Raw genomic sequence first — 24900 nt, 5'->3', positions numbered from 1 at the left:
CCCGTAAACGCCATCGCCATCCCGTGTTCGTCCGCGGCCTCGATCACGTCCTCGTCGTTGACCGAGCCGCCGGGCTGAATCACCGCCTCGATGCCCGCCTCGGCGGCCTCTTCGATGCCGTCCGGGAACGGGAAGAACGCGTCCGAGGCCATCACCGCGCCCTCGGCGTCCTTGCCCTCGGCGTGTTCGTCGGCCTTCATCGCCGCCAGCCGGACCGCGTCGACGCGGGAGACCTGCCCCATGCCGATCCCGACCGTCTCCGTGCCGTCGGCGAAGAGGATGCCGTTGGACTTGACGTGTTTCAGGGTCTGCCACGCGAAGACCATCGTCTCGAGTTCCTCGTCCGTGGGCTCGCGCTCGGTGACGACCTCGAGGTCGTCGACCGAGATCGACTGGAGGTCGCGTTCCTGGACCAGTCGACCGCCGACCAGCGGCTTCTCGGTGAAGCGCTCGGTCCGCTCGCCCAGTTCGCCCACGTCCAGCACGCGCAGGTTGTCCTTCTCGAAGAGGACCTCGAGGGCGTCGTCGGTGTAACCGGGCGCGACGACGACTTCCTTGAACGAGTCGATGATCTGTTCCGCGGTGGCGGCGTCACACTCCCGATTGAGCGCGACGATGCCACCGAAGGCGCTCATCGGGTCCGTCGAGAGGGCCTTCTCGTACGCGTCAGAGAGCGAGTCGGCGGTCGCACAGCCCGCCGGGTTGGTGTGTTTGATGACCGCTGCTGCGGGCTCGTCGAACTCCTTGATGAGGTTCAGGGCGCCGTCGGCGTCGTTGTAGTTGTTGTACGAGAGCCCCTTCGCACCCTCGTTCAACTGGTCGGCGTGGACGACGCTGGCCTCGTCGGTGGTGTAGTCGGTGTAGACTGCCGCATCCTGATGGGGGTTTTCCCCGTAGCGGAGCGTGTCCGCGCGGTCGTCCGAGACGACGCGCCGACTCGGCAAGCCATCGTGATCGGCGTCGTCGACGCCGGCCACGTCAGCATCGACGGTGACCTCGCCCGCCTCGAGGTCGACGTCTACTGCACCTTCGGCAAACCACTTGACCGCCCGCGGGTAGGCGCGGAACTCGCCCTCGTAGAGGACTCGCTCTTTGAGGTCGGCCTCGTCGTCGCCCTCGTAGACCGGGATCGGCTCCTGCGTGACGATCGGACCGGCGTCGACATCGTCCTCGACGACCGCGCCGTCCTCGTCGGTCGCGTCCGTGACGACGTGGACCGTACAGCCCGTGACGGAGACGCCCGCCTCGAGCGCGTCGCCCCAGGCGTCCATGCCGGGGAACGACGGCAACAGGGCGGGGTGAACGTTCAGCGTGGTGGGTGCTTCCTCGAGGAACGTCTCCGAGAGGATCCGCATGTAGCCGTCCAGACAGACGAGGTCGAACTCGTAGTCCGAGAGAGCCTCGAGGACCGCCTCCTCGTGATCGCGGCGGTCCATGTCGTCCTCGAGCGGGACGACTTCGGTCGGGATCCCGCGCTCGGCCGCGCCCTCCAGCACCGGTGCGTCCGGATCGGTCGCGAGGATCACGGCGAACGCGGCCCCGCCCGGCGCTCGGTCGGCGATGTTCAACAGGTTGCGCCCTCGGTTGCCGGCCATCCCGGCGATTCGCGTCATGGTCGGATGCCCGCCCGCGAGGGGCAAAGCCGTTGCGGTCTCGATCCTCAGAATATGCACGACCGTGTATTATTCCGGTAGTATTTCCGAGTCGGGCGCTCGAGATATGCACGCTCGTGGCCCTGTGTGGGTCGCGGTTTCGATACGCTTTTGCACCGCGCTGGAAAGAGTCGCACAATGACCGATACCGACGCCCTGTACGCCGTCTCGCCGCTGGACGGTCGGTACGACGGACGGACCGCACCACTGTCGCCGTACGCGAGCGAGGCCGCCTTGATGCGGGCCCGCGTTCGCGTCGAGGTCGAGTACCTGATCGCGCTCGCCGACCTCGAGGCGACGCCGCTGGAACTCGGCCTCGAGGAACGCGAGGAGCTACGAGGACTCTACAAGCACTTCGCCGAGGAGGACGCCGAACTGATCAAGAAACTCGAGACCGAGGGCCACGCCGGCTTCGAGGCGACCAACCACGACGTCAAGGCCGTCGAGTACTTCGTGCGCCACCGACTGCCCGAGGGCAGCGACGCTTCAGCGTGGATCCACTTCGGGCTGACCAGCGAGGACGTGAACAACCTCGCCCATCGGCTGCTCGTCCGCGACGCCGTCGACGAGGTCCTGCTACCCGAACTGTACGACGTCCGCGACACGCTCGCGGAGATGGCCCGGGAGTATCGGGGCCTCCCGATGCTGGCCCGGACCCACGGCCAGCCAGCGACGCCGACGACCTTCGGCAAGGAGATGGCCGTCTACGCCTCGCGGCTGGGTCGTGCGACCGGCCGGATCCGGCAAGCGACCGACGACCTGCGCGGCAAACTCGGCGGCGCGTCGGGTACCTACGCGGCCCACGTCGCCGCCTATCCCGACGTCGACTGGCAGGACTTCGCCGAGGCGTTCGTCACGGAACTGGGCCTCGAGTTCGAACCGCTCACGACGCAGGTCAACCCCTGTGACGATCTGGCGGCGCTGTTCGACGCGTTCCGCGGGGCCAACGACGTCCTGCTCGATCTCGATCTGGACATGTGGCTCTACGTCTCCGATCGCTACCTCGGACAGGAGGCCGTCGAGGGCGAGACCGGCTCCTCGACGATGCCCCACAAGGTCAACCCGATCGACTTCGAGAACAGCGAGGGGAACCTCTCGAAAGCGAACTCGGATCTGACCTTCCTCGCGGACTACGTCACCACCTCCCGGCTCCAGCGGGACCTCTCGGACTCGACGGTCAAGCGAAACATCGGCGGGGCCTTCGCCCACTGCCTGATCGCCTACGGGAAGACCGGATCGGGGCTCTCGAAGGTCGTTCCCAACGAGCAGGTCATGCGCGACGACCTCGAGGCCACCCCCGAGATCATCGGCGAGGCCGTCCAGACGGTCCTCCGGCGCGAGGGTCAGGAAGACGCCTACGAGCGCGTCAAGGCCGTCACCCGGGGCAAGGACGTCACCCTCGAGGACTTCCGCGAGATGTTCGACGACCTCGAGGTCGATGAGAGCGTCCGCGAGGAACTGCACGCGCTGACGCCGGCCGGGTACACGGGCATGGCGAGCGAGTTGGTCGACGGCCTCGAGTGAGACGCCCCTCCCGGGCTGGGGCTCCGGTACGCCGTTCCGAGACCGTGACTGTATAGGTCCCCCTCGAGGGACCGTCGGTATGGAGTATCTGCTCTGGGTGATCGTCGCCCTCGTGGCGTACGGGTTGATGGCACCGCTGACGAGTTTCGTGACGAGGGAGGTTCCGCCCGCGGTCGCGCTCTTTCTCTCGACGACGATCTTTCTCTGTTTGACGGCGGTCGTCCTCCTGGTGTCCGGGACGGGCCAGCCGGCCGACGTGACGACGCCCTCGGCGGGGATCGTCTACGTCGCCGGCCTCTTCCTCTCGACGGGGATCCTCGCGTACTATCAGGCCTTAGAGCAGGGGCCGGTCAGCGTCGTCGTGCCGATCTACGGCCTCTTTATCGTCGGGAGTTCGATAGTCGGCATCGCCGTGCTGGGCGAGGAGCTGACCGCGACGCGGGCGGCCGGGATCGCCGTCGCGACGGCGGCGATTTACCTCGCCGCGGGGGGTGAGGAATAATGCGCCGATACCTCGAGCTATCGGTCCTCGCCTGTCTGGCCTACAGTCTGGTCGCGCCGCTGCTCTCGATCGCGATGACCGATCTGCCGAGTTCCCTCGCCGTGTTCCTCTCGAACTCGGTGATGTTCGTCACCGTCGGCCTCGTCGTCCGCTATCGTGGCCACCCCGTGCGGCCGTATCTGCACCACCCCCGCACCCCGTACATCCTCGCGATGGGCGTGTTGCTGACGATCGGATTGCTGACCTACTACCGGGCGCTCGCGCTCGGCCCGGTGAGCATCGTTGTCCCGATCTACGGCCTGTTCATCGTGGTCAGTTCCCTGATCGGGATCGTCGCCTTCGACGAGACCGTCACACCGCGTAAACTCGCCGCCATCGCACTGAGCGTGGTCGCGATCGCGCTGATGTCGGTCTGACGCCGGGGCCGAGACACCGTCCTGACGGACGAACAGTTCACCGAGAAAACAGTTATTGTGCGTGCCGGGCCAATTGACACACATGCGAACCGCACTCCGCTATCACGCGTCCATGGCCATTATCGGCGGCACGCTCGGTTTCATGGGATTGTCGACGCTCGCGTCGGGCACCACCTCCATTCCGGCCGTTTTGCTCTCGATCGGCGGCGTCGGGATGGTACTGGCGACGGCCTACCAGGTCACGATCGCCGACGATCCCTCGATCCCCGACGACCGGGTGGTAACCGTCGTGACGGTCGGTGCGATCCTCACCGTTCTCGGGGGACTCCTCACGTTGCTGTCCTGACGCCGCGCAGAGAATCGAATCGTACCGCCCTATTCGACCAGTTCCGATAGCGTCGCCTCGAGCGCTCGGGCAGCCTTCCGAACGGCCTCGAGCCGCACGTACTCCCGTGGCGCGTGTGCGACGGCCCCCTCGTCGTCGGCGAGGACGCCGGGACCGAAGACGACCGTCGGGGCGTCGGCGGCGAAGTAGGACGCTTCCGTCGCCGCGGTGAACGGTCGGATCTCGCCGCCAGCGGCGTCCGCAAGCGTTCGCGCAACCGGCGCGTCGGGATCGGTGTCCCAGGCCTCGAGGAACGGCGTCGGTCGGTCGGTAAAGCGAAAGTCGAGGCCGACATCGTCGGGGACGGCAGCCCGCAGGTGCGCGGTCAGCGCTTCGTGGAACTCGTCGGCCGTCTCCGGGGGGACGCTCCGGCGGTCGACGGTCAATGCGGCGTCTGCCGGCACCTGATTCGTCGCCTCACCGCCCTCGACGACGGTCGGGGTCAGCGTCGCCGCACCGAGTTGCGGATGGGTCGGCGGCGCGTCGGCGCGCTCGCCGAAGGTCCGGACCGCCTCGAGGACGCCCTCGAGGGCGGCGACGGCATTGGTTCCGGTCTCGGGTTCGGCGGCGTGGGCGTTGGCACCCGAAAGGTGGATCGTTCCCTGGAACCGGCCCTTGGCGGCCGTACAGACGTCGAGGTCGGTCGGTTCGCCGACGATTACGGCGTCGGCGTCGGCAGTCAGTGACGCCTCGCCGGAGACGAGCGCGTACGCGCCCGTCGAGAGGATTTCCTCGTCGGGGGTGACCGCGAGCGTGACGCGGTCATCGGTCGGCTCGACCGCGAAAAAGGCCGACAACAGCGCCGCGAGCGGTCCCTTCGCGTCACAGGAGCCCCGTCCGCGGATCACCTCGCCGCCGTCGGCCTCGGGCGCATCCGGGTCGCGCTCGTAAGGGACGTGGGGCGAGACCGTGTCGATGTGGGTGTTCAACACGACGTGGCTGTCGGCGTCGGCCGCCGGCGGTCCGCGACTCGCCAGCACGTTTCCGGCGTCGTCGACGCGGGGGTCGACCCCGTGGGTCTCGAGCGTCTCACGGAGGAACGCCCGCATCGGGCCGACGTCCTCGTGGGAGGCGTGCTGGACCGCCGTCTCGAGGAACGCGATGGGGTCGAACTCGCTGTCGCCGTCGGGGCCGCTCGCGGTCGGCTCGTCCCCGCTCATCGATGGCTCCCGTTCACAGTTCGGTCGGCGATCGGACGGCTACCTCGCCGTCGAACTCGTGTTCGACGGGGCCGGCGAGCGTCGCGTTCCCCCGGTCGTTGAAGCTTACCTGGAGGTCCCCGCCCGGCGGTCGGACCTCGACCGGATCGGCGTCGGTCAGTCCGAGCCGTCGCGCGACGACCGCGATGGCGACCGCACCGGTGCCACAGGAGTCGGTCTCGTCCTCGACACCGCGTTCGTAGGTCCGCTGGTCGAAGCCGCCCTCGCCGTCGGGGCTGGCGATCGTGACGTTCGTCCCGACGGGGAACGCGTCGGCATAGCGGACCCGCGGCGCGACGGTCTGGAGATCGACGTCGTCGACGTCGTCGACGAAGCTCACGGCGTGGGGAACGCCGGTGTTGACCATCGTCACCTCGAGGCCTTCGATCTCCTCCTCGAAGACCGGTTCGTCGGCCCTGACGGGGACCTCCTCGGGGTCGAACGTCGGGGTCCCCATCTCGATGATGATCCCGTCGTCGGTCCGGTCCGCGCGCAGGGTGCCGGCCTGCGTGTCGATCATGACGCTGTCGGCTCCGGTCCGATCCATGGCCCAGTCGGCCGCACAGCGCGCGCCGTTGCCACACATCGGCGCGGTCGCGCCGTCGGGCTGGACCAGCGTCATCACGACGCGGGGCGGGTTGAACCGCTCCTCGAGGGCGAGATAGAGGATCCCGTCGGCACCGACGCCGTCGTCGCGGTCGCACTCGCGTTCGGCGAGCGCACCCCGATTGGGGACGTACTCGTCAGCCTGGATGATTAGAAAGTCGTTGCCGGTGCCGTGGTACTTCTGGAATGGGACGCTCATCGTACTTGGTCGTTGTCGGTGTCGGTCGCTCGGTCGTGGTCGTTCTTTCGGTCCGCCGGTGCAGTATCGCTCGCCTCGCGCTCTCGCGGTGACTCGCTCACGGGTCGTTCCGCCCCGCTCCTTCATCGAGGCGCTCACTTCGGTCGCGCCTCGCACCGCTCGAGGTATCCGAGACGCCCCGCGCCTCGCGTTCGGGGCGGGTCACGTCGGTGACCGTCTCGCGACGGCGGGCGAGTCGCGCCTGGCCGTCCGCGAGGACGATCGACGCGGGTCGAGGTCTGGTGTTGTACTGGTTCGCCATTTCGTAGCCGTAGGCCCCCGCATTGCCGATCGCGAGGATGTCCGCACGTTCGCTTGCCGGTAGTTCACGCTCGGCACAGAAAACGTCGCCGCTCTCGCAGATGGGGCCGGCGACGGTCTGCGGAACGATCTCGCGCCCGGCGCCGTCGGTCGCATCGCGATCGCTCGAGCCGTCGCCCGCCGTCTCGGCGGTCAGGTTTCGGATCGGGTGGTAGGCGTCGTACATCGCCGGCCGGATCAGGGTCGTCATCCCGGCGTCGACGCCGGTAACGGTCGTCTCGCGGGCTTCCTTGACCGTGTTCACTTCGGTCAACAATACGCCCGCGTCCGCGACGAAGTAGCGGCCGGGCTCGATCGTCAGGTCGGCGTCGACGTCACCCAGCGCCTCGCGGGTCGCGTCGGCAACCGACTCGAGATCCAGCGGGCCCTCGTCCTCGCGGTAGGGCACCCCGAAGCCGCCGCCGACGTCGACGAACTCGAGGCCGCCGACGGCCTCGCGCGCCTCACGGGTCGCGTCGCTCACGGGTCGTCCCTCCCCGTTCGCATCGTCGAGGCGCTCACTTCGATCGCGCCTCGCACCGCTCCCCGTTTGGCTATCCGAGGCGCGTAGCGCCTCGCTCACGTCCCGCGCGAGATCACCCATCCGCGCGACGAACTCCCGGTGGGCCTCGAGTTGGTCGCTCGAGACGCCGGAGCCGACGTGGGCGTGGATCCCGACGACGTCGAAGCCGCGGTCGGCGGCGTCGGTCAGCACGTCGACGGCCCGCTCGGCGGGGATACCGAACTTCGCGGCCGCGCCGGTTTTGACCTTTTCGTGGTGACCCGCACCGATCCCCGGATTCACCCGCAGACAGAGCCGCCCATCGTAGCCGCGCTCCTCGAGGCGATCGATCGTGTCCGCGGAGCCGGCGGTGACGGTCAGCGCCGGCTCGTCGGCCCAGGCGTCGACGATCCAGTCGAGATCCCGCGCCGGCGGGTTGACCGCCGTGTAGTGGATCTCCGACCCGGCCGCGCCCGCCTCGAGCGCGCGCTGGACCTCGCCGGCGGAGGCACACTCGAGGCCCGCCCCCGCCTCGTGGAGCGTCGAGAGAACGTCCCCCAGCGCGTTGGCTTTCACCGCGTAGAGGATCTCGGCGTCGGGAAAGGCGGTCTCGAGGCGGCGGTAGTTCTCCCGGACCCGCTCGAGATCGAGGACGTACAGCGGCGAGCCGTAGTCCTCGACGAGCGTGTGTAGTTCGGCCGCGTCCCAGTCGGAGAGGCGGCGGACGGGCACCGAAGCCGCGGCGTCAGTCATTGGTACCTCAAAGTGAGCGAGAGGATTCAAGCGTTTGGGTTCTCCGCTACTCCGATTCCCGTTCTTCTATCGCGATCCGATCGTCCGTCACGTCGTCGATCGATTTGTCCGACGAAACGATCGGATCTGCCTCCGCGTAGGCGACGTGGTACGCATCGAAGGCTGTGAGACCGTCTTCTTCCATATAGTCCGCCGCCTGAAACAGGACGTCCTCGTCTTCGGGGATAGTCGCGATTTCGAGCGCGGACGTGAGCGCTTCCATCCGATCGAACTCGAACCGGTCCGAGATCACGAGCAGTTCGAGCAGCGTCGCCCGCGAGGTGTAGATTTCTCCGTCGTTCTCGAGCGCGATCTCGGCTGCCCGATCCTGCAGCCAGTCGTCGTCTTTCACCAACGCGATGAAGAAGTCGGTATCGGCGTATATCATCTGACCCTAGTCACTCACGTCGTCTATCGCGTCCGTTCGAGCGTTCTCGCGTGCCTCGCGCTTGATCTCGTCGATCGATCTGCCGTCGAAGGCGTCACCGACGGCATCGCGGAGGCCCTCGATCGGGTCGTCGTTCAACGGGATCAGTTCGATCCGATCCTCGAGTTCGACGACGCGGTATCGGTCGCCGTGTCTCTCACGGATCTCGTGGGGGATGACGATGCGACCCCGATCGTCGGCTTCGGCTCGTTTGCTCATTACGATCCACTACTGGGGGAACGACCAAAAGTCCTCCCACGATCTCCTGTGGTTTCCCCGGACCGAGTGCGGTCACAGTGATTCGCACGGAGCCGGCGGGTACGGCTCGTCTATTCCCGAAGCGCGTCCTCGCGCTCGGTCGCCTCGAGCGTCTCCGTTTCCAGGTCGGTCGCCACGACGGCGGGCTTGTACGCGCCGCCCTCGAAGAGGTCGTGGTCGCTGATCGAGGACTCGACGAACCGGGTAAAGGCGCGCCGATTCGCGGGCAGTTCGCCGTAGATGACCTCCTCCTCGACGAGGTCGTAGACGGGGATACGCGGCGTCAACAGGGTGTTCTCGCCGACGACGCTGTTCTCGCCGACGACGAAGCCGCTGGTGACGCGACAGCCCGCACCGAGCGAGACGTTGTCCTCGACGATGACCGGCGCGTTCTCGACCGGCTCGAGGACGCCGCCGATGAGAGTGTTCGCGCCGAGCTTGACGTTATCGCCGATCTGGGCACAGGAGCCGACCGTGTCACAGGAGTCGACGAGCGTGCCGTCGCCGACGTACGCGCCGATGTTGACGAACGACGGGCTCATCATGATGCAGTCCGAGCCGATGTGGGCGCCCTGCCGGACGACGGTGCCGTCGGGCGTGTTGCGGCTCCCGCGGTCGCCGTACGCGCTCGCGTCCGCAAGCGGCAGCACGTCGTTGTACGTCGTGTCGCCGTGGTCGTACTGCTGGATCTCCCGAAGGCCGAAGTTCAGCAGGATCCCCTGCTTGACCCACTCGTTTGCCTCCCACTCGTCGCCCGACTTCTCGGCGGCCCGGACCTCGCCGGACTCGAGGGCGTCGAGGAAGGCCTCGAGGGTGGCGTATTCGTCCTCGCCGGCGGTGTCAGCGCTGACGTCGCCGTCCTGTTTGCGGTCCCACAGCTCGCCGATTTCGCGTTCGAGTGCGCTCATTCTCCGATCACGTCTGCGAAGTCGTACCACCCTGCCTTCTGTCCAGCGATCCAGACCGCCGCGTCGACCGCGCCCGCGGCGAAGACCCCGCGGTCCTCGGCGCGGTGGGTGAGCCGGACCTCCTCGTGGTTGTCCGCGAGGACGATCTCGTGTTCGCCCGTAACGTTGCCCGCACGAAGCGCGTGGACCCCGATTTCGGACTCCGATCGCGGGGCCTCGCCCTCGCGGCCGTGCGTGCGCTCGCCGAAGTCGCCGTTGGCTTCGATCTCCTCGAGCAGCCGGTTGGCGGTGCCGCTCGGGGCGTCGCGCTTGGCGTTGTGATGGGTCTCGACGAGTTCCACGTCGTAGCCCGGCAGGTTCCGGATTGCCTCGCCGACGACGTTGAGCAGGGCCTGCACGCCGCGGGCGAAGTTCGGCGCGTGCAGGACCGGGATCTCCTCGCTTGCGTCCTCGAGAGCTTCGTACTCGTCGTCGAAGCCGGTCGTCCCAGTGACGAAGGCGACGCCGGCGTCGGCGCAGGCACGGGCGTAGTCGACGGCCGACTCCGGGCCGGTGAAGTCGATCACGGCGGCCGGCTCGCGGTCGGTGACCAGCGAGTGGAATTCGGCCGCGGGCTCGATGTCGACGCCCTCGATCGTCTCGCCGTCCGGATCGCGGTTGACTGCGAAAGCGACCTCGCAGTCCTCGCGTCCCGCCGCCGCCGCGATGACTTCCCGGCCCATTCGCCCGGTCGCGCCGGTGACGCCCAGCCGGACCGTCATCGATCACCCTCCGCCGGATCGGCGACGTCCGTCTCGTCGCGCTCGAGGTCGGCCAGCACTGCCTCGAGGTCCTCGCGATACTCGTCGGCCAGTCGGGACAGCGGCGAGCGCAGGCGGGCCGGCCCGTAGCCCCGGATCCCCATGGCCTCCTTGACCGGGATGGGGTTGGTCTCGACGAACAGTTCGCGAAACAGCGGGCCGAGTTCGTGGTGCAGTTCTCTGGCGCGTTCGTAATCGCCCTCCAGTGCCGCACCGACCATGGCACACGTGCGTTCGGGTTCGATGTTCGCGGCGACGCTGATCGTTCCAGTGCCGCCGACCGAGAGGGTCGGGAGGGTCATGCCGTCGTCGCCCGACAGCACCGCAAAGTCCTCCTCACGCGTGCGTTCGACGACCTCACTGATCTGGCCCAGATCACCGCTTGCGGCCTTGTAGCCCGCGATGTTCTCGTGGCTCGCCAGCTCGACGGCGGTGTCGGGCTCGATGTTCCGGCCCGTCCGTGAGGGGACGTTGTAGACGATCTGGGGCAGGTCGACGGCATCCGCGATCGTCCGGTAATGCTCGATCAGTCCGCGCTGTTCGGGCTTGTTGTAGTACGGCGAGATGAGCAGGAGGCCGTCCGCGCCCGCGTCGGCCGCGCGCTCGGACAGTTCCAGCGCCTCGCGGGTGTTGTTCGAACCGGTACCCGCGATGACGGGTACGTCGTCGACGGCCTCGATGACGGCCTCGACGACTTGGACGTGTTCGTCGTGGGTCAGCGTCGCCGATTCACCGGTCGAGCCGACCGGGACGAGCCCGTCGACGCCCGCGGTCTCGAGTCGCTGGGCGTCGGTCCGAAGCGTTTCGAAGTCGATCCGTTCGTCGCTGTCGAAGGGCGTACACATCGCCGGAAAGACGCCCGAAAGGTCGATAGCAGTCATGTGATGGTGGTGGTGTCGTTGAGTCGTGTGTCGAACTCCGATCGGGAGGTCCTATCGGTTCCGATCGGTCGTTGTAATCGATCACGCGCGGTCGAAGCGTGCCCGGGACGGGGGCGCTACGCCCGCCGCGAGCACTCGCAGGCGCGTTTACGTTTCGAAAAACGGGGGGCGACGCCGCTCACGGTGGGTTCGAGCCTCGAGCGAGCGACGTGACGCATACCCGGGAGACTGAACCGAACCGACTTAGCCGTTGTGTCTTCGACCGACCCGATCGCTGTGGGTGAGTCGGTCTGACACATGAATCCGCGTAACTTATCCCGAGTCGTTGTCTAGAGTCAGCCATGACGAATTTCGGATTGAAAGTGCGAATGGCGATCGTCGGCTCGATCCTGTTCGCGTTCTACATGCTCGTCGGCGCCTTCGGCCTGGCGATGTTCGGGGTCGGCGCGTGGCCGCTCGTCGGGCTCGGCCTGCTCGTCCTCCCGGCCATCCAGTACAAGATCGGGACCTGGAGGGCCACGAGACGCGCCGAGGAGATGCCCGAGGACGGCCAGTATCAGGAGGTCCATCGGATGACGGAGTCGCTCTGTCGCGACATGGGCATCGAAAAGCCCACGCTGATGGTCATGGATATGGGCGTCCCCAACGCCTTCGCGACCGGCCGGAAGGGCAAGAGCTACGTCGTCGTCTCGACCGAACTCATCCGCCTGCTCCAGCGGGACGAACTCGAGGGCGTTATCGCCCACGAACTCGCCCACATCAAGAACCGCGACGTCCTCGCGATGGTCTTCGGGAGTTCCATCGCGATGATGGTCGGCTGGGTCGCCTACATGGTCTACATGTTCGGCGGCGAACGCAACATCGGCAGCATCATCGTCGGCATGATCATCTCGAACATCGCCCAGATGCTCGTGATGGTGTTCGTCCTCGCGATTTCGCGGTACCGCGAGTACGTCGCCGACGACGACGCCCGCCAGTACATCGGCAGCGGCGACCCGCTCGCCCGCGCCCTCGAGAAGATCTCGAACGGTGCGCAGGGTCGCGAATCCCAACTCGACGACAGCATGAGCGCGCTGTGTATCTTCAACTCGGAGAAGGGCCTGCTGCAGACGCTGTTTGCCACCCACCCGCCGACGGAAAAGCGCATTCGAAAGCTTCGGAGGTAACCGCGACAGGCCCACTGGGTCCGTCTCGAACGCCGCGATTTTTTATAGCCGCCCGCGACATGCTAGTATATGACGGAAATTCACCCTGGGCAGCGCGTCGCCGTCCTCGTCGACGCCCAGAACCTCTATCACACTGCCCAGAGCATGCACAGCCGCAATATCGACTACTCCGCCCTGCTCGAGAAGGCGGTCCAGGGCCGCCAGCTCACGCGTGCGATCGCGTACGTCATCCGCGCGGACTCGCCGGAGGAGGAGAGCTTCTTCGAGGCACTGATCGACATCGGCTTCGAGCCGAAGATCAAGGACATCAAGACCTTCGCCGACGGTTCGAAGAAGGCCGACTGGGACGTCGGGATGAGTCTGGACGCGGTGACGCTGGCCAACCACGTCGACACGATCGTCCTCTGTACGGGCGACGGCGACTTCTCGCGGCTGTGTTCGCACTTGCGCCACGAAGGGGTCCGCGTCGAGGTGATGGCGTTCCAGTCCTCGACGGCCGAAGAACTCATCGACGCCGCCGACTCCTTCCTCGATCTGGGCGAACGCCACGAGACGTTCCTGCTGTAAGCGCGCCGACCCGAACCACACCCGGTTCGGGCCGAGAATCAGTTCGGCTGGCGGGTCTGCCAGAGACCGATCACCAGCGCGTAGCCGGTGACAAGCAGCGTCGCACCGGTAACGAGATAGACGAGCGGACCGGTGGCGATCGCGGCCGGCCCGATCAGTGTCAGGGTCCCGATGACCAGCAGGGCGACCCCGAGACCGATTTGCGTGACGTCCATGTAGGGCCGATACTACTGAAGCGACGATAATAACGTTCTCCATCTCGTTTCGGTCGCGTCGGTGACTGATCGAGGGGGTCGCCACGGCCTGAAGCCGCTCCGGTGGCCGGATTCGGTGCCCACACGGGCTCGATCCGAGCGAATACGCCGGAACCGCAGGTCGAAGGGCTTTCGACCCGCCGGCGCAAATTCGGCCCAATGAGCGAGTCAGCAGACGGGAGCGCGGGCCTGCCCCAACTTCGGACCATCGCGGACTACCAGTTCGGCGCGGACGCCGGCACGGCGCTGTTCCCGCCGTCGGAATCGCTGACGGTCAAACGGACCTCCTCGGGCCGCCCCCAGCAGGTCCACGCCGACGCCGGCCGGATCGTCTCCTTCGGCACCGACGGCCGGTTCACGCTCGGCCTCGAGGGTGGTCGCCGGCTCGCGGCCGCGCTCGAGCCGCCGGCCTATCGAGTTGTCGTCGACGACGAGAGCGAGCCCTTCGTCCGCGAGGAGAAGAACGTCTTCGCGAAGTTCGTCCTCGAGGTCGGCGACGAGATCCGGCCGGGCGACGAGGTACTGGTGGTCCACGAACGTGGCGAGTTGCTGGCGGTCGGGACGGCCGAACTCGACGCCGACGCTATCCGTGACTTCGAGACGGGGATGGCAGTCAACGTGCGCGAGGGTGCGCCCGCAGAGACGTAGCGGGGTGATGGAACGGCAGCCGGTCCGCGAGGACCGCTAGAGCTGACACTCCCGATCGATCTCGCGCTCGTACCGCGTCTTGATCGCCTCGAAGAGCCGCTCGCCGACGGGCGTCCGGAGCCGCGGCGCGGCCGTCGCGAAGAACTCGTCGAGGTTTTCGTACTCGTCGAAGGCCTCGTTGCGCTCGGTCTCGTCGTAGCGGCCCCCGCGCTCGTATTTGAGCGCCTGCAGACAGTTGTCGATCAGATCCATGTCCTTGACGAACCGCGCCGTCTGAGTCTCGCGGGCCTCGTACGCCTCCCAGAGGGAGCAAAACTCGTCGTCGCCGTCGAACGGCTCGAGTAGGTCCGCGATCGCGTCCCGCTCGCGGGCGACTTTCTCGTCGTCGTCGATCCGCTGGGTGCCGTCCTCGGCGCGCGTCGCGATATCGCCGATGCGGGCCTCGCCCAGATCGTGGAGCAGCGCCATCGACACCGCGCGGTCGCGGTCGACGTCGTCGACTCGGTCGGCGTAGCACAGACACAGCGTCGCCACGCCCCACGTGTGGGCCGCGACCGACTCCGGGGCATCGATCCCGCGGAGGACCCAGCCGGTCCGGCGCTCGTCTTTCAGTTCGAGAGCCTCGAGCAAGGCGTCGAGTTCGTCGGCCATTACGATTGCCCACGCGCCGATCGGGATTGAAAACGTCGATCGGCGACCCGGGAGTTTGAATGGACTATTAGGGGTGGAGTGTGTGTATAGATCACGAATGCCGCAAAAACCAGATCTGAGCGGACAGACCGCGTTTATAACGGGTACCACGCGTGGAATCGGGAAGCAACTCGCACTCGCACTCGCCGAGCAGGGCTGTGACATCGTCTCGACGGGCAAGACCGTCGACGACTCGGACTCGGACCTCGAAGGGACGATCCACAAGACCGCCGAGGCCTGCGCCGAGAAAGGCGTCGAGACGCACGCGATCCAGTTGGACGTCCGCGACGAGGACGCCATCGAGGCGGCCGTCGAGGAGGCGATCGACGAGATGGGCGAGATCAACATCGTGATCAACAACGCCTCGGCCATCCAGATGGGCGCGGTCGAGGACCTGCCGGCAAACCGGTACGACCTCCTGAACGAGGTCAACGTGCGCGGCACCTACCTCGTCTCGCGGGCGTTCATCGACCACCTCAAAGGCGTCGAGGAAGACGCCTGGATCCTGACGAACGCGCCGCCGGTCGAACTCGACCGCGCCCCGGGGTCGGCCGCCTACTCCTGGTCGAAGATGGGGATGTCGTTCGTGACGCTATCGATGGCCCAGGAACTGGCCGACGACGGGATCGGCTGCAACACCTTCTGGCCGGTCACCGCGATCGACACGCGCGCGACCCGGTACTTCGAGATGGGGACCGAAGACGACTGGCGGACGCCCGATATCGTCTCGGATACGGTCCTCGAGATCCTGGCCCGCGATCCCGCCGAGTTCACCGGGAACCGCGTCTACGACGAGGACTTCCTCCGGGAGACCGGCGTCGAGGACTTCTCCGAGTACAACCTCACCGAGGGCGATCCCGAACCGACGTCGGCACAGCTGTTCGATCCGGGCTACTCGCGGCCGGACGACGCCTGAGACGGACTGTTGTACGATCGGCGGCGCGACCGCGGGTCCTGCGGTCGCGCCGACACTGACGGCCGGGACTGTCCGCCCACCCTCGAGCGAACGACAAACTAAAAGGTCGCCCGTGGCCACGTGTCGAGTATGTTCGGAGGAGGCGGCGGCGGACTCAACCCGCGCAAGATGGAACAGATGATGGAACAGATGGGCATCGACGTCGAGGACATCGACGCCGAAGAGGTCATCATCCGCACCGACGAGTACGACCTCGTCTTCGACGACGCCGAGGTCACCAAGATGGACGCCCGCGGCCAGGAGACCTACCAGGTCATCGGCTCGCCCGAGGAGGTCGAGGCCGGCTCGGCCGGCGGCAGTGCCGACACCGGGGGCGACGCCGGCTCGTCGATCCCCGACGAGGACGTCGAACTCGTCGCGACCCGCGCCGGCGTCAGCGAAGACGAGGCCCGGGAGGCCCTCGAGGACGCCGACGGCGACCTCGCCGCAGCAGTCGAATCCCTCGAGTGACTCGCGTGAGCGAGGACGAGAGCGCGGACGACGCCGAAAGTGGCACGGATCGTGTCCCGGTCTTGCTCGTCCGCGGCGACCGCGAGTACCTCGTCGAACCCGGCGGCGAACAGGGGACCGACCTCGGCGTTCTCGAGGTCCCCGAGGACGTGCAGTCGGGCGACACCATCGAGACGCATCTGGGCGACGAGTTCCAGGTGCGGCGGCTGCGCGGCCCCGATCTCTTCCATCACTTCGAGCGGACGGGCGCGCCGATGGTACCCCGCGACATCGGGCTCGTCATCGGCGAGACCGGCATTGCCGGCGGCGACCGGGTCCTCGACGCCGGCACCGGAACCGGCGTCCTCGCGGCCCTGCTGGCCCGGGCCGGGGCCGAGGTCGTGACCTACGAGCAGGACGCCGAGTTCGCCGACGTGGCCCGCGAGAACATGGCACTCGGTGGCGTGGCCGACGCCGTCGACGTCCGGACCGGCGACGTGACCGAGGAGATCGACGGCCTCGAGCCGTCGTCGTTCGACGTCATGACCCTCGATACGGCCGACGCGCCCGCGATGGTCGAACACGCGCCCGACCTCCTGGTCGACGGCGGGTTCGTCGCGGTCTACAGCCCCTTCATCGAGTCGACCCGCGAAGTCGCACGGACGGCCGGCGAAGTCGGCCTCGCGAACGTCACCACTCGAGAGACGATCCAACGCGAGATGCAGTTCGACGAGCGGGGCTCGCGGCCGACGACTGCGCCAGTCGGTCACACCGGCTATCTGACGATCGCGCGCAACGAGTAGTGCGGTTCCTCCTTACTCAAATTCCGTATTCAACTCGAGAGAGCAATGGCCGAGAGCGGGCTCCGAGCAACGCGAGGAGCCCGCGATTCGGGGGAGGGCAGGCAGTCACCCGACACCGACCGCGAGCGAGCCCGTAGGGCGAGCGAGCGGGCCGACGACTGACCCAGAAGCCGCGTTCCGCGCGGCTGACGGGGAAGGAGGAGTGCTTTTAATCGAAATTTTGCCGAGGGACATCGCGAGCGAAGCGCCGACCGCTTCGCTCGCGATAGACCGCAGAGCAAAATTTCGTTAGTTGTCGTCCTCGCGCCACTTGTGTTCGCACTCGGTACAGATGAAAAAGCGCGTCTCGGACTCGTCGGCCGAGCGGATCTGTTGCATGTACCAGTGGGCACGGTCGTTGCCACATTCGGGACAGATGGCGTCGGTCTCGGGCAGCGAAGTCTCGCCGGAGGACTCGATGATTTCGCCGACCTCCTGATCGTCGGTGACGATGTACTGGTCGGCGTCGCCTTTCGGCTCCGTGTACCCACAGCTGCCACACTCCCAGAGGCCGTCGTCGGCCTTCATCATCGAACCGCATTCGTCGCAGAATTCCATCGTTGTCCGGGCTACGGAGGTCGAGCGCCTTAAGACACCCGTTTGGCAGCGCGTCCTCGGACGGTCGCGGCCGCTCGAGCGCTAGCCCTCGCCTTCGGACTGGTAGGGCTCGCCGACGGCTTCCCGCGGGAGGACGTTGTTGAGTTCCGACTGGAGGTCCTCGGTCGACACGAAGCGGTCGCTGCCGCTTTTCGCGACGAGGTCGCCCAGGTTCCGCTGGCCGTCGGCGAGCAACAGGGTGACGTCCGCGAGTTCGGACGCGGCGCGGCCGTTGGTGATCGGGTACTCGAGGTCGGCGAGGACGGAGTCGATCCGGCTGAGTTTGACGTCGGGCATGTTCGAACGGACGCGGGCCAGCAGCTTGTAGTTCCGCAACCCTCCCGCGGACTGTCCAGCCGACCGACAGGTCCGTCGAAACTATAATTGGTCGGGATCACGCAGGTGTGCCAATGCGGAGCGTGGTGGAACGTCTCGTCGCGCCCTTCGCCGTCGATCGACGGGTCCTCGCACTGGCGGGCGCTCGCATGGCCGACGGGATCGGCAACTCGTTTCTGATCATCGTCATCCCGCTGTACGTGACCAGCGGAACCGTCGGTGGGACGGCCTTCGGTCTCGGCGAGTCGCTGCTCATCGGGGTGATCCTCTCGCTCTTTGGTTTTCTCAACAGCTCGTTCCAGCCGTTTACCGGCCGGCTGTCGGATCGGCTCGGCCGGCGCAAGCCGTTCATTCTGGTCGGGCTCGCGGGCCTCGCGATGACCAACGTCGCGTACGTCTTCGCGGAGACGTACCTCTCCTTGCTGGTCATCCGTGGGTTACAGGGCGTCAGCGTCGCCTTCATCATCCCGTCGTCGGTCGCGCTCGTCAACGAACTCGCGACGGCAGGCGACCGCGGCGGGAACATGGGCGTCTACAACACGTTCCGGCTGGTCGGGTTCGGTGCCGGGCCGGCGGTTGCCGGCGCGGTCGTCAGTCGCGGTCCGTACGCGCTCCCCGGCGGTCTGGCGGTCTCCGGGTTCGACGCCGCCTTCTACGTCGCGACGATCACCGCGACGATCAGCTACGTCATGGTGACGGTGCTGGTCTCGGACCCCGAGTCGACGGCTGCCAACGCCGGCGCGGACCTCTCGATCCCGATCCTTGATCGGACCGGCTCGAACCTGCTCGATCCGATCTTCACCCTCGGGGTCGCGTCGTTTTTCATGGCGACTGCCATCGCGCTGTTCGCGACCATCCAGCCGCAGGTCAACGCCCGCCTCGAGCAGGGGGCGACCTGGTTCGGCCTGCAGTTCGCGGCGTTTATCATCGCACAGGTCGCGCTCCAGACGCCGATCGGGCGGGCCTGCGATCGGTACGGCCGGCGGCCGTTCATCGTGACCGGAATGGTACTGCTGATTCCGACGACGCTCGTGCAGGGCTTCCTCCTCTCCTCGTCGCTGATGTTCCTGGCTCGCCTGTTTCAGGGAATCGCCGCCGCGATGGTCTTTGCCCCGTCGCTGGCGCTGGCCGGCGACCTCGCCGGCGAGGGTGAGTCGGGCTCGAAGCTGTCGGTGCTGACGATGGCTTTCGGCTACGGGATCGCGGTCGGGCCGCTCTCCTCGGGCGCGCTGGTGCGGTTCGGCTTCGAGACCCCGTTCGTCTTCGGCACCGCGCTCGCCGCCCTCGGGACGATCCTCGTCTACACGCAGGTCGAGGAGACCCTCGAGACGACGGTTCCGGTTCCGGTCATCGGTGACGATTGACGATACCCCTTTGTGACGCGGTCGCGTCGAATCCGGTATGCGGGTCGGTATCACGAACGATGGCGGAACTCGAACCGGGGTAGCGACATGACGACGGACACCGACGATTCGATTCGCTCGTTCGAGGTGTCTGTCGATCCGGACGAGATCGACGACCTCCGGACGCGTCTCGAGCGGACGCGCTGGCCGGACCAGCTTCCCGAGACGGGCTGGGCGGACGGGACCGACCGCGAGTTTCTCCGGGACCTCTGTGCGTACTGGCGCGCGGAGTTCGACTGGGCGGCGTTCGAAGACCGGTGCAACGAGTTCGACCAGTACGTGACGACGATCGACGGCCAGCGGCTGCATTTCTATCACGTCCGCTCGCCCGAACCGGACGCGACGCCGCTCGTTTTGAGCCACGGCTGGCCCGGCTCCGTCACCGAGTTCCTCGACGTTCTCGGGCCGCTGACGGATCCGGCCGCCCACGGCGGCGATCCGGCCGACGCCTTTCACGTCGTCGCGCCCTCGCTGCCGGGCTTTGGCTTCTCCGGCCCGACAGCGGAGCAGGGATACGACGTGCCCCGCATCGCCGACGCCGTCGCGGACCTGATGGCCCGGCTCGGCTACGACCGCTACGTCGCACAGGGCGGGGACTGGGGCGCGCTGATCGCCGCGCTACTGGGTGCGAACTACCCCGACCGCGTGGATGCGATCCATACGAACATGCTCTTTCTACACCCCTCGTCGCTCGAGGCCGACGATCCCACCGCCCTGCTCGACGAACAGGGGCTGGCTGACTACCGGGAGACCGCGGCGTTCCGCGAGACCGAAACCGCCTACCACGAGATCCAAGCGACCAAGCCCCAGAGCCTCGCATACGGGCTCACCGACTCGCCGGCCGGGCTGGCGGGCTGGATCGTCGAGAAGTTCCGCGCCTGGAGCGACTGCGACGGCGACCTCGAGTCGTGGATCGACCGCGACCGGCTGCTCGACAACCTCAGCGTCTACTGGCTGACCGGGACCATCGGCTCTTCGATGCGGCTCTACGCCGAGACAGACGTGGGCGCGGCGACGCCGGAGTCGGTCGACGTGCCGACGGGCCACGCGCGCTATCCGGCCGAAGTGTACAAGACGCCCCGCGGCTGGGCCGAGGCGGTCTACGACGTCGAGTACTGGTCCGAACAGCCCGAGGGCGGCCACTTCGCCGCGATGGAGGTGCCGGAACTGTTCGTCGAGGACCTGCGAGCGTTCGCCGGCGAGTTCGGCTGAGGACGGGGCGGAGTCGCTCGAGTCGCGGCGGGACGCAACGCAAAAGTACCGGATCCCCATACGGTTCGACGATGACGCTCTCGGAGGAGGCCCAGGACCGGTTGGCGGACGTGGTGGAGCTACAGCCGACGAAGAACGGCGAACTGCAGGAGCGATGGGGGATGGAGAGCGGCAGCGAGGTCCACCAGTACCTCGAGAACGAACTCGGCGATTACTACTTCCGGGACGACAACAGTCTGATCCGAGCGACCGCCGAAGCCGCCGAGCTGGTCGACGTCGAGCCGGGGATCGAGAGCGACCCGGACGACGAGGGGGTCCCCTCGAAGGTCCGCGTCCCGGAACTACAGGCGCGGATCGTGGCGGTGCTTTCCGGCCCGGACGAGGAGTCCGAGAGCGTCGTCTCGGTACTGCACAAACTCCGGGACGAGTACGACGTCGACGCCGAGGCCGAGGACGTCCGGTCGGGCCTCCAGAGTCTCCGGCGCAAGGGCGTCGTCGAAGTCGAGTACCGCACCGTCCCCACGTTCCGGCTGGCCGTCGAGCGTGCGGACCTCGAGGTCGCCGTCTCCGACTAAACACCGAACTTTTTCCGCCTCGGGTTCGCTCGCGCTGCTCGCTCACCACTCTCTGCTCACGGGCACGAAGTGCCCGTTCGCACGGCTCGCGGGACCGGAGGTCCCGCGCTGGGCGCAAAAACGTCCTCAGAAATCGAAGATTTCTGATGGGCCCGCGAGAGCTTTGCTCTCGCGGACTTCGATGAAAAAGGCCGACGGCTCGGCCTTCGGCCTCACCGTCGGTGAACCGCTCGCTTCGCTCGCGGATGCTTGTCAGAAGCTACTGACGGTCTACAGTCCCGGCCGCCGTCGGCGTCGGCGCTCCTCGAGCAACCGCCGAAGCCGTTTTCCGGGTCCGCCCTCGATCGGCCAGCCGCGGGTGCGCCAAGCGGGCGGCTCGGGCTCGAACTCGGGGCAGGAGCCGGCGCATTCGGCGGCCGTCTGGCACCGCCCTTTGGCGGCGCAGTACGGCAGCGCCTGTGAGCCGTCGGGGTCCCGTAGCTCGAAGTGGCGGCAGTCGGGCCGCATCGTGTCGACGAACGAGCGCCAGCCGCGCTCGTAGGCGCGCTCGGCGATGGCGAGGCGCTTGTCGACCTTCCAGTCGGTGTCGGCGTACTCGAATCGGGCCGCCGAGCCGTCCCGCTCACCGCCGTCCGGCCGCTCGAGGATGCGGGTCCCCGGTTCCGTCACTGGGAGCGAGCGGGGATACCACGCGACCTCGGCGGTCAGATCGTCGGGCTCGAGCGCGAGGACCCCGGCTTCGACCGGCAGGTCCTCGAAGAGGACGGGTTCGACGGGTTCGTCCGTTCGACGGGTCGCGACCCAGGCCTCGTCGGCCAGCCCGACGGCCACGTCGTACTCGAGTTGTGATCCGAGCGCGCGGGCAGCGCTGGCGTCCAAGTCCGGTTTGTTCTCGATCGCGACGAGCCGCTCGAGCCAGTCGGGGTAGGCCCACTGTCGACGGATCTCGATCCGGTTGCCCGACTTGCGGGTCTCGAGGATCCCGCGGTCGGCGGCCTCATGGATCGACTCGCGGACGTATCGCCACGGATAGCCCGGGTCGGGAAGCGCGTCGCGGTAGTAACACCACTCGTCGGGGGCGTTTCGGACGACGTGCAGGAGGTCGCTATCGAGCCGATCAGGGCCGAACCGGGCGCGGCGGCGCAGCCCCTCGGGGTCGCACTCGAGGACGATCGTATCCCAGCGGCGGCGGGTCGTCCCGAGTTGGCGAGCGACGAGGACGGCGGTGTCAGCACCGTCGGTTTCGCCGGGCGGCCACTCGCGTTCGGCCCACCGGCAGGTCCGGAGTTCGAACCCGAACTCGGCGGTGTATGCGTCCACGCTCCCCGTTGAATTCGGAGGTGCAAAAACGCTGCCCGATCGGGTCGAGCGAACGATATGGGCGGTGCTATCGACCGTATTTCGAGGTCGGTCGCGATGCCCGCGTCGCACGACACGAGAGAAGTGATTTCTCACCGGCCGCGACCGGCTACTCCTCGTCGTCTTCTGCCTCGCGTTCGTCGAGGAACTCGTGGGCGTCCTCGAGGATCTCTCTGGGGCCGTCCTGCGTGACGGTGTTTACCGCCTGTTCGTAGTCGCGCCACTGGAGGTCGCGATGTTCGTTCGATAGTTCCGCGCTGGCTTCGAACGACTTCGCGATGAAGAGATGAACGGTCTTGTGGATCGTCTTGCCGTTCGCCTCGAAGACGTAGTCGTAGTCCTTGCGAAAGCCGTCGAGTAGTCGGAACTGTTCGATACCTGCCTCTTCCGTTACTTCGCGGATAGCCGTCTGCTGAAGTTCTTCGTCTCCTTCGACACCGCCCTTGGGAAACTCCCAATCGCCCGGGCGGCTCTTGAGTAGAAGATACTCGCGCCGGCCCCGCGTGTCGCGGAAGAGGATCGCGCCTGCGCTCGTAGCTTCGACTGCCATTAGGTGGGCTAACAGGTGCGACGTTAAGAGAATATCGGACTGTTCGTCCTACGGACACGGATCCGACCGGATTGTCACGCACGAGACGGGCGATCGTCTGCAGTCGTTCACTGTCGTGCCGGCGACGCGTCTCAGCAGGTTTTTACGCGCCCGTCGCAGACGTATGCGACAGCACCAGCCATGACCTTCGTCACCCGTCTCACCCTCCAGAGCGGCGATCGCGCCGCGCTCGATGGCATCGTCGAGGACATCAAAACCACCGCCGAACGGAAGGGGGCGGCACTGAAAGGTCCCCACTCCCACCCGCCGGAAAAGCTGTCGGTCCCCCAGCGCTGCCGGCTCCACGCCGACGACGACCGTCACTTCGACTCCTGGGAGTACACCGTCTTCACCCGCGAACTCGAGATCCACGGCCACGACGACCTCGCGCGCAATATCGCCTCACAGAACTTCCCCGACTCGGTCCACATCGAGGCCGAGGTCGAGCAGATCCACGGGGCCGGCCGCAGCAACTGACTGGCCTCGGTCGCACTTCTGCGATCGTCGGACACCGAAACCGTCGGGAGGGTTTTTGATCGTTCACGACGAGACGACGGTATGACCGCAGACGACCTCGTTACGCTGCGTCGAGACCTGCACCGAAAACCCGAACCAGCCTGGCGGGAGTTTTACACGACTGCACGGATCGTCGACGAACTCGAGTCCCGACTGGGCGACGACCTCGCCGAACTCCACGTCGGCCCCGAGGCGATCGCCGGCGACCACCGGCTGGCGGTCCCCGAGGAAACCGAATTCACCCACTGGTACGAACAGGCGCGGGACGCCGGCGTCGACGACGCTACTCTCGAGCGACTGGACGGCGGGTATACGGGTGCAGTGGCCGTCCTCGAGCGCGGCGAAGGACCGACCGTCGGCCTTCGGGTCGACATCGACGGCCTCCCCCAAACCGAGTCCGACGACCCAGGCCACCGGCCCGTCGCCGAGGGCTTTCGCTCCGACCACGAGGGCGCGATGCACGCCTGCGGCCACGACGCCCACGCGACGATCGGGATCGGCGTACTCGAGCGGATCGCGGAGAGCGATTTCGCGGGAACCTTCAAGGTCTTCTTCCAGCCCGCCGAGGAGGTCGTCGGCGGTGGGAAGGCGATGGCCGAGAGCGACCACCTACAGGACGTCGACGACCTGCTCGCGGTTCACATCGGCCTCGACCACCCGACCGGCGAGATCGTCGCCGGTATCGACGGCTTCCTGGCGGTCTCGCACCTCGAGGCCGAGTTCACCGGCGCGTCGTCCCACGCGGGGGGACACCCCGAGCAGGGCCGCAACGCCGTCCAGGCGATGGCGACGGCCGTCCAGAACCTCTACGGGATTCCACGGCACAACGACGGCGCGACGCGGGTCAACGCGGGCGTCGTCGAGGGCGGCAGCGCGGCCAACGTCATCCCGGCCGAGGCCCGGATCGTCGCCGAGGTACGAGGTGAGACGACCGACCTGATGGAGTACATGAAAGGGCGGACCCGGCAGGTCCTCCGGAGCGCCGCCGCGATGCACGACTGCGAGGTCGAAATCGAGATCGGTGCGGAGGCCCCCAGCGCGACCAGCGACGAGGAACTGGTCTCGATCGTCGCCGACGTCGCCGGCGAGACGCCCGGCGTCGAGCGCGTCCTCGAGCGCGACGAACTGGGCGGCAGCGAGGACGCGACCTATCTGATGCGAGCAGTGCAAGAAAACGGGGGCAGTGCCTGCTACGTCGGCGTCGGCACCGACCATCCCGGCGGCCACCACACCGCAACGTTCGACGTCGACGAGGCAAGTATCCAACACGGCATCGACACGCTCGCGGGCACGATCGAGCGACTCGGCCACGACCAGTAACCGACTGAGAACGGACCCCGAATGTTCTTGG

The 24900-nt window shown here is 67.2% G+C and carries 30 protein-coding genes; 15 read left to right on the top strand and 15 right to left on the bottom strand.

The features are described from left to right. Positions 1 to 1613, bottom strand: a 1613-nt coding sequence (locus tag ACERIM_RS13425) for a formyltransferase family protein (protein WP_373633085.1), incomplete at its 3' end; no start/stop codon positions are given. Between the two features lie 177 nt (positions 1614 to 1790). Between ACERIM_RS13425 and purB the strand changes: the two genes are divergently transcribed. From purB to ACERIM_RS13405, 4 genes are all read left to right on the top strand, one after another. Continuing rightward, a complete protein-coding gene (purB, locus tag ACERIM_RS13420) occupies positions 1791 to 3176 on the top strand; it encodes an adenylosuccinate lyase (RefSeq protein WP_373633084.1) in 1386 nt (461 codons plus the stop codon). 79 nt (positions 3177 to 3255) lie between these two features. Continuing rightward, positions 3256 to 3678 carry an EamA family transporter gene (locus ACERIM_RS13415; RefSeq protein ID WP_373633082.1) on the top strand — a complete coding sequence of 141 codons (423 nt, stop codon included), beginning with the start codon at positions 3256 to 3258 and terminating at the stop codon, positions 3676 to 3678. Then, complete coding sequence (locus tag ACERIM_RS13410) at positions 3678 to 4094, top strand: EamA family transporter (protein WP_006181407.1); 417 nt, start codon at positions 3678 to 3680, stop codon at positions 4092 to 4094. Before ACERIM_RS13415 ends, ACERIM_RS13410 begins: the two co-directional genes overlap by 1 nt. Positions 4095 to 4176: 82 nt before the next feature. After that, positions 4177 to 4440, top strand: a complete 264-nt coding sequence (locus ACERIM_RS13405) for a hypothetical protein (protein WP_006650144.1) — start codon at positions 4177 to 4179, stop codon at positions 4438 to 4440. 29 nt (positions 4441 to 4469) lie between these two features. Here the strand turns inward: ACERIM_RS13405 and ACERIM_RS13400 are convergent, their stop codons facing one another. The 8 genes from ACERIM_RS13400 to dapA form a co-directional block, all read right to left on the bottom strand. Then, positions 4470 to 5639: a M20 family metallopeptidase gene (locus ACERIM_RS13400; protein WP_373633079.1), complete on the bottom strand. Its 1170-nt coding sequence runs from the start codon at positions 5637 to 5639 to the stop codon at positions 4470 to 4472. Positions 5640 to 5652: 13 nt separating this feature from the next. After that, positions 5653 to 6483 (bottom strand): diaminopimelate epimerase, encoded by an 831-nt coding sequence (gene dapF / locus ACERIM_RS13395; RefSeq protein WP_006650142.1) that lies wholly within the window; start codon positions 6481 to 6483, stop codon positions 5653 to 5655. Between the two features lie 97 nt (positions 6484 to 6580). Next, entirely contained in the window at positions 6581 to 8077 is a 1497-nt protein-coding gene (locus tag ACERIM_RS13390; RefSeq protein WP_373633076.1) for an alanine racemase, read from the bottom strand. Between the two features lie 46 nt (positions 8078 to 8123). After that, on the bottom strand, positions 8124 to 8504 hold the full coding sequence (locus tag ACERIM_RS13385; protein ID WP_006650140.1) for a PIN domain-containing protein: 381 nt from the start codon (positions 8502 to 8504) through the stop codon (positions 8124 to 8126). Positions 8505 to 8510: 6 nt separating this feature from the next. Further along, positions 8511 to 8762 (bottom strand): AbrB/MazE/SpoVT family DNA-binding domain-containing protein, encoded by a 252-nt coding sequence (locus tag ACERIM_RS13380; protein ID WP_006650139.1) that lies wholly within the window; start codon positions 8760 to 8762, stop codon positions 8511 to 8513. Between the two features lie 110 nt (positions 8763 to 8872). Continuing rightward, positions 8873 to 9709 (bottom strand): 2,3,4,5-tetrahydropyridine-2,6-dicarboxylate N-succinyltransferase, encoded by an 837-nt coding sequence (locus ACERIM_RS13375; RefSeq protein WP_373633074.1) that lies wholly within the window; start codon positions 9707 to 9709, stop codon positions 8873 to 8875. Continuing rightward, positions 9706 to 10470, bottom strand: a complete 765-nt coding sequence (gene dapB, locus ACERIM_RS13370; protein WP_373633072.1) for a 4-hydroxy-tetrahydrodipicolinate reductase — start codon at positions 10468 to 10470, stop codon at positions 9706 to 9708. The genes ACERIM_RS13375 and dapB overlap by 4 nt, the downstream gene beginning before the upstream one ends. After that, positions 10467 to 11390: a 4-hydroxy-tetrahydrodipicolinate synthase gene (dapA, locus tag ACERIM_RS13365; RefSeq protein WP_006650136.1), complete on the bottom strand. Its 924-nt coding sequence runs from the start codon at positions 11388 to 11390 to the stop codon at positions 10467 to 10469. Before dapA ends, dapB begins: the two co-directional genes overlap by 4 nt. A 341-nt stretch (positions 11391 to 11731) precedes the next feature. Here dapA and ACERIM_RS13360 point away from each other — a divergent pair, with 341 nt between their 5' ends. Both ACERIM_RS13360 and ACERIM_RS13355 read left to right on the top strand, forming a co-directional pair. Continuing rightward, entirely contained in the window at positions 11732 to 12556 is an 825-nt protein-coding gene (locus ACERIM_RS13360; RefSeq protein ID WP_373633069.1) for a M48 family metallopeptidase, read from the top strand. A gap of 69 nt (positions 12557 to 12625) precedes the next feature. After that, the gene (locus ACERIM_RS13355; protein WP_373633067.1) at positions 12626 to 13123 is read left to right on the top strand and encodes an NYN domain-containing protein; all 498 of its coding nucleotides are present in this window, start codon (positions 12626 to 12628) and stop codon (positions 13121 to 13123) included. A gap of 38 nt (positions 13124 to 13161) precedes the next feature. Here the strand turns inward: ACERIM_RS13355 and ACERIM_RS13350 are convergent, their stop codons facing one another. After that, positions 13162 to 13338, bottom strand: a complete 177-nt coding sequence (locus tag ACERIM_RS13350) for a hypothetical protein (protein ID WP_006181419.1) — start codon at positions 13336 to 13338, stop codon at positions 13162 to 13164. A 198-nt stretch (positions 13339 to 13536) separates the two neighbouring features. Here ACERIM_RS13350 and ACERIM_RS13345 point away from each other — a divergent pair, with 198 nt between their 5' ends. After that, positions 13537 to 14025 (top strand): PUA domain-containing protein, encoded by a 489-nt coding sequence (locus ACERIM_RS13345; protein WP_006650134.1) that lies wholly within the window; start codon positions 13537 to 13539, stop codon positions 14023 to 14025. A 36-nt stretch (positions 14026 to 14061) separates the two neighbouring features. Here the strand turns inward: ACERIM_RS13345 and ACERIM_RS13340 are convergent, their stop codons facing one another. Beyond that, positions 14062 to 14676, bottom strand: a complete 615-nt coding sequence (locus ACERIM_RS13340; RefSeq protein WP_373633064.1) for an HD family hydrolase — start codon at positions 14674 to 14676, stop codon at positions 14062 to 14064. Positions 14677 to 14773: 97 nt separating this feature from the next. On the opposite strand from ACERIM_RS13340, the gene ACERIM_RS13335 reads away from it, so the two are divergent. The 3 genes from ACERIM_RS13335 to ACERIM_RS13325 all read left to right on the top strand — a co-directional run bounded on the left by ACERIM_RS13335 (position 14774) and on the right by ACERIM_RS13325 (position 16923). Further along, positions 14774 to 15631, top strand: a complete 858-nt coding sequence (locus ACERIM_RS13335) for an SDR family oxidoreductase (RefSeq protein WP_373633063.1) — start codon at positions 14774 to 14776, stop codon at positions 15629 to 15631. Between the two features lie 129 nt (positions 15632 to 15760). Next, positions 15761 to 16141 (top strand): nascent polypeptide-associated complex protein, encoded by a 381-nt coding sequence (locus tag ACERIM_RS13330; RefSeq protein WP_006650131.1) that lies wholly within the window; start codon positions 15761 to 15763, stop codon positions 16139 to 16141. Then, entirely contained in the window at positions 16138 to 16923 is a 786-nt protein-coding gene (locus ACERIM_RS13325) for a methyltransferase domain-containing protein (protein ID WP_373633061.1), read from the top strand. Before ACERIM_RS13330 ends, ACERIM_RS13325 begins: the two co-directional genes overlap by 4 nt. 288 nt (positions 16924 to 17211) lie before the next feature. Here ACERIM_RS13325 and ACERIM_RS13320 read toward each other — a convergent pair whose 3' ends face one another. Both ACERIM_RS13320 and ACERIM_RS13315 read right to left on the bottom strand, forming a co-directional pair. After that, on the bottom strand, positions 17212 to 17520 hold the full coding sequence (locus ACERIM_RS13320; protein ID WP_006650129.1) for a transcription factor S: 309 nt from the start codon (positions 17518 to 17520) through the stop codon (positions 17212 to 17214). A gap of 81 nt (positions 17521 to 17601) precedes the next feature. After that, positions 17602 to 17856 carry a hypothetical protein gene (locus ACERIM_RS13315; protein WP_373633059.1) on the bottom strand — a complete coding sequence of 85 codons (255 nt, stop codon included), beginning with the start codon at positions 17854 to 17856 and terminating at the stop codon, positions 17602 to 17604. A 113-nt stretch (positions 17857 to 17969) separates the two neighbouring features. Here ACERIM_RS13315 and ACERIM_RS13310 point away from each other — a divergent pair, with 113 nt between their 5' ends. From ACERIM_RS13310 to ACERIM_RS13300, 3 genes are all read left to right on the top strand, one after another. Further along, positions 17970 to 19259: an MFS transporter gene (locus ACERIM_RS13310; protein WP_373633056.1), complete on the top strand. Its 1290-nt coding sequence runs from the start codon at positions 17970 to 17972 to the stop codon at positions 19257 to 19259. 87 nt (positions 19260 to 19346) lie between these two features. After that, positions 19347 to 20510, top strand: a complete 1164-nt coding sequence (locus ACERIM_RS13305) for an epoxide hydrolase family protein (protein ID WP_373633055.1) — start codon at positions 19347 to 19349, stop codon at positions 20508 to 20510. Positions 20511 to 20581: 71 nt separating this feature from the next. Next, the gene (locus tag ACERIM_RS13300; RefSeq protein ID WP_006650126.1) at positions 20582 to 21085 is read left to right on the top strand and encodes a DUF5797 family protein; all 504 of its coding nucleotides are present in this window, start codon (positions 20582 to 20584) and stop codon (positions 21083 to 21085) included. 270 nt (positions 21086 to 21355) lie between these two features. Here ACERIM_RS13300 and ACERIM_RS13295 read toward each other — a convergent pair whose 3' ends face one another. Beyond that, positions 21356 to 22405 carry a DUF5787 family protein gene (locus ACERIM_RS13295; RefSeq protein ID WP_373633053.1) on the bottom strand — a complete coding sequence of 350 codons (1050 nt, stop codon included), beginning with the start codon at positions 22403 to 22405 and terminating at the stop codon, positions 21356 to 21358. Between the two features lie 148 nt (positions 22406 to 22553). Then, a complete protein-coding gene (locus ACERIM_RS13290) occupies positions 22554 to 22994 on the bottom strand; it encodes a bis(5'-nucleosyl)-tetraphosphatase (RefSeq protein WP_006181432.1) in 441 nt (146 codons plus the stop codon). 180 nt (positions 22995 to 23174) lie between these two features. On the opposite strand from ACERIM_RS13290, the gene ACERIM_RS13285 reads away from it, so the two are divergent. Together ACERIM_RS13285 and ACERIM_RS13280 are read left to right on the top strand one after the other, a co-directional pair. Beyond that, complete coding sequence (locus ACERIM_RS13285; protein WP_006181433.1) at positions 23175 to 23510, top strand: uS10/mL48 family ribosomal protein; 336 nt, start codon at positions 23175 to 23177, stop codon at positions 23508 to 23510. 81 nt (positions 23511 to 23591) lie between these two features. Continuing rightward, positions 23592 to 24869 carry an amidohydrolase gene (locus tag ACERIM_RS13280; RefSeq protein ID WP_373633050.1) on the top strand — a complete coding sequence of 426 codons (1278 nt, stop codon included), beginning with the start codon at positions 23592 to 23594 and terminating at the stop codon, positions 24867 to 24869. Positions 24870 to 24900: the final 31 nt, after the last annotated feature.

This window comes from Natrinema sp. H-ect1, from assembly GCF_041821105.1.
GTDB lineage: Archaea > Halobacteriota > Halobacteria > Halobacteriales > Natrialbaceae > Natrinema > Natrinema thermotolerans.
Note: the sequence above shows the minus strand (reverse complement) of the source record. Positions and strands in the feature narration are given on the sequence as shown.

Coding starts and splice junctions, on each gene's coding strand:
- ACERIM_RS13320 (WP_006650129.1), bottom strand. CDS start 17,520: ATGGAATTCTGCGACGAATGCGGTTCGATGATGAAGGCCGACGACGGC.
- ACERIM_RS13330 (WP_006650131.1), top strand. CDS start 15,761: ATGTTCGGAGGAGGCGGCGGCGGACTCAACCCGCGCAAGATGGAACAG.
- ACERIM_RS13290 (WP_006181432.1), bottom strand. CDS start 22,994: ATGGCAGTCGAAGCTACGAGCGCAGGCGCGATCCTCTTCCGCGACACG.
- ACERIM_RS13340 (WP_373633064.1), bottom strand. CDS start 14,676: ATGGCCGACGAACTCGACGCCTTGCTCGAGGCTCTCGAACTGAAAGAC.
- ACERIM_RS13355 (WP_373633067.1), top strand. CDS start 12,626: ATGACGGAAATTCACCCTGGGCAGCGCGTCGCCGTCCTCGTCGACGCC.
- dapB (WP_373633072.1), bottom strand. CDS start 10,470: ATGACGGTCCGGCTGGGCGTCACCGGCGCGACCGGGCGAATGGGCCGG.
- ACERIM_RS13385 (WP_006650140.1), bottom strand. CDS start 8,504: ATGATATACGCCGATACCGACTTCTTCATCGCGTTGGTGAAAGACGAC.
- ACERIM_RS13415 (WP_373633082.1), top strand. CDS start 3,256: ATGGAGTATCTGCTCTGGGTGATCGTCGCCCTCGTGGCGTACGGGTTG.
- ACERIM_RS13335 (WP_373633063.1), top strand. CDS start 14,774: ATGCCGCAAAAACCAGATCTGAGCGGACAGACCGCGTTTATAACGGGT.
- ACERIM_RS13405 (WP_006650144.1), top strand. CDS start 4,177: ATGCGAACCGCACTCCGCTATCACGCGTCCATGGCCATTATCGGCGGC.
- ACERIM_RS13345 (WP_006650134.1), top strand. CDS start 13,537: ATGAGCGAGTCAGCAGACGGGAGCGCGGGCCTGCCCCAACTTCGGACC.
- ACERIM_RS13300 (WP_006650126.1), top strand. CDS start 20,582: ATGACGCTCTCGGAGGAGGCCCAGGACCGGTTGGCGGACGTGGTGGAG.
- dapA (WP_006650136.1), bottom strand. CDS start 11,390: ATGACTGCTATCGACCTTTCGGGCGTCTTTCCGGCGATGTGTACGCCC.
- ACERIM_RS13390 (WP_373633076.1), bottom strand. CDS start 8,077: ATGACTGACGCCGCGGCTTCGGTGCCCGTCCGCCGCCTCTCCGACTGG.
- ACERIM_RS13285 (WP_006181433.1), top strand. CDS start 23,175: ATGACCTTCGTCACCCGTCTCACCCTCCAGAGCGGCGATCGCGCCGCG.
- ACERIM_RS13400 (WP_373633079.1), bottom strand. CDS start 5,639: ATGAGCGGGGACGAGCCGACCGCGAGCGGCCCCGACGGCGACAGCGAG.
- ACERIM_RS13315 (WP_373633059.1), bottom strand. CDS start 17,856: ATGCCCGACGTCAAACTCAGCCGGATCGACTCCGTCCTCGCCGACCTC.
- ACERIM_RS13360 (WP_373633069.1), top strand. CDS start 11,732: ATGACGAATTTCGGATTGAAAGTGCGAATGGCGATCGTCGGCTCGATC.
- ACERIM_RS13410 (WP_006181407.1), top strand. CDS start 3,678: ATGCGCCGATACCTCGAGCTATCGGTCCTCGCCTGTCTGGCCTACAGT.
- ACERIM_RS13350 (WP_006181419.1), bottom strand. CDS start 13,338: ATGGACGTCACGCAAATCGGTCTCGGGGTCGCCCTGCTGGTCATCGGG.
- ACERIM_RS13380 (WP_006650139.1), bottom strand. CDS start 8,762: ATGAGCAAACGAGCCGAAGCCGACGATCGGGGTCGCATCGTCATCCCC.
- dapF (WP_006650142.1), bottom strand. CDS start 6,483: ATGAGCGTCCCATTCCAGAAGTACCACGGCACCGGCAACGACTTTCTA.
- ACERIM_RS13310 (WP_373633056.1), top strand. CDS start 17,970: ATGCGGAGCGTGGTGGAACGTCTCGTCGCGCCCTTCGCCGTCGATCGA.
- ACERIM_RS13280 (WP_373633050.1), top strand. CDS start 23,592: ATGACCGCAGACGACCTCGTTACGCTGCGTCGAGACCTGCACCGAAAA.
- purB (WP_373633084.1), top strand. CDS start 1,791: ATGACCGATACCGACGCCCTGTACGCCGTCTCGCCGCTGGACGGTCGG.
- ACERIM_RS13305 (WP_373633055.1), top strand. CDS start 19,347: ATGACGACGGACACCGACGATTCGATTCGCTCGTTCGAGGTGTCTGTC.
- ACERIM_RS13375 (WP_373633074.1), bottom strand. CDS start 9,709: ATGAGCGCACTCGAACGCGAAATCGGCGAGCTGTGGGACCGCAAACAG.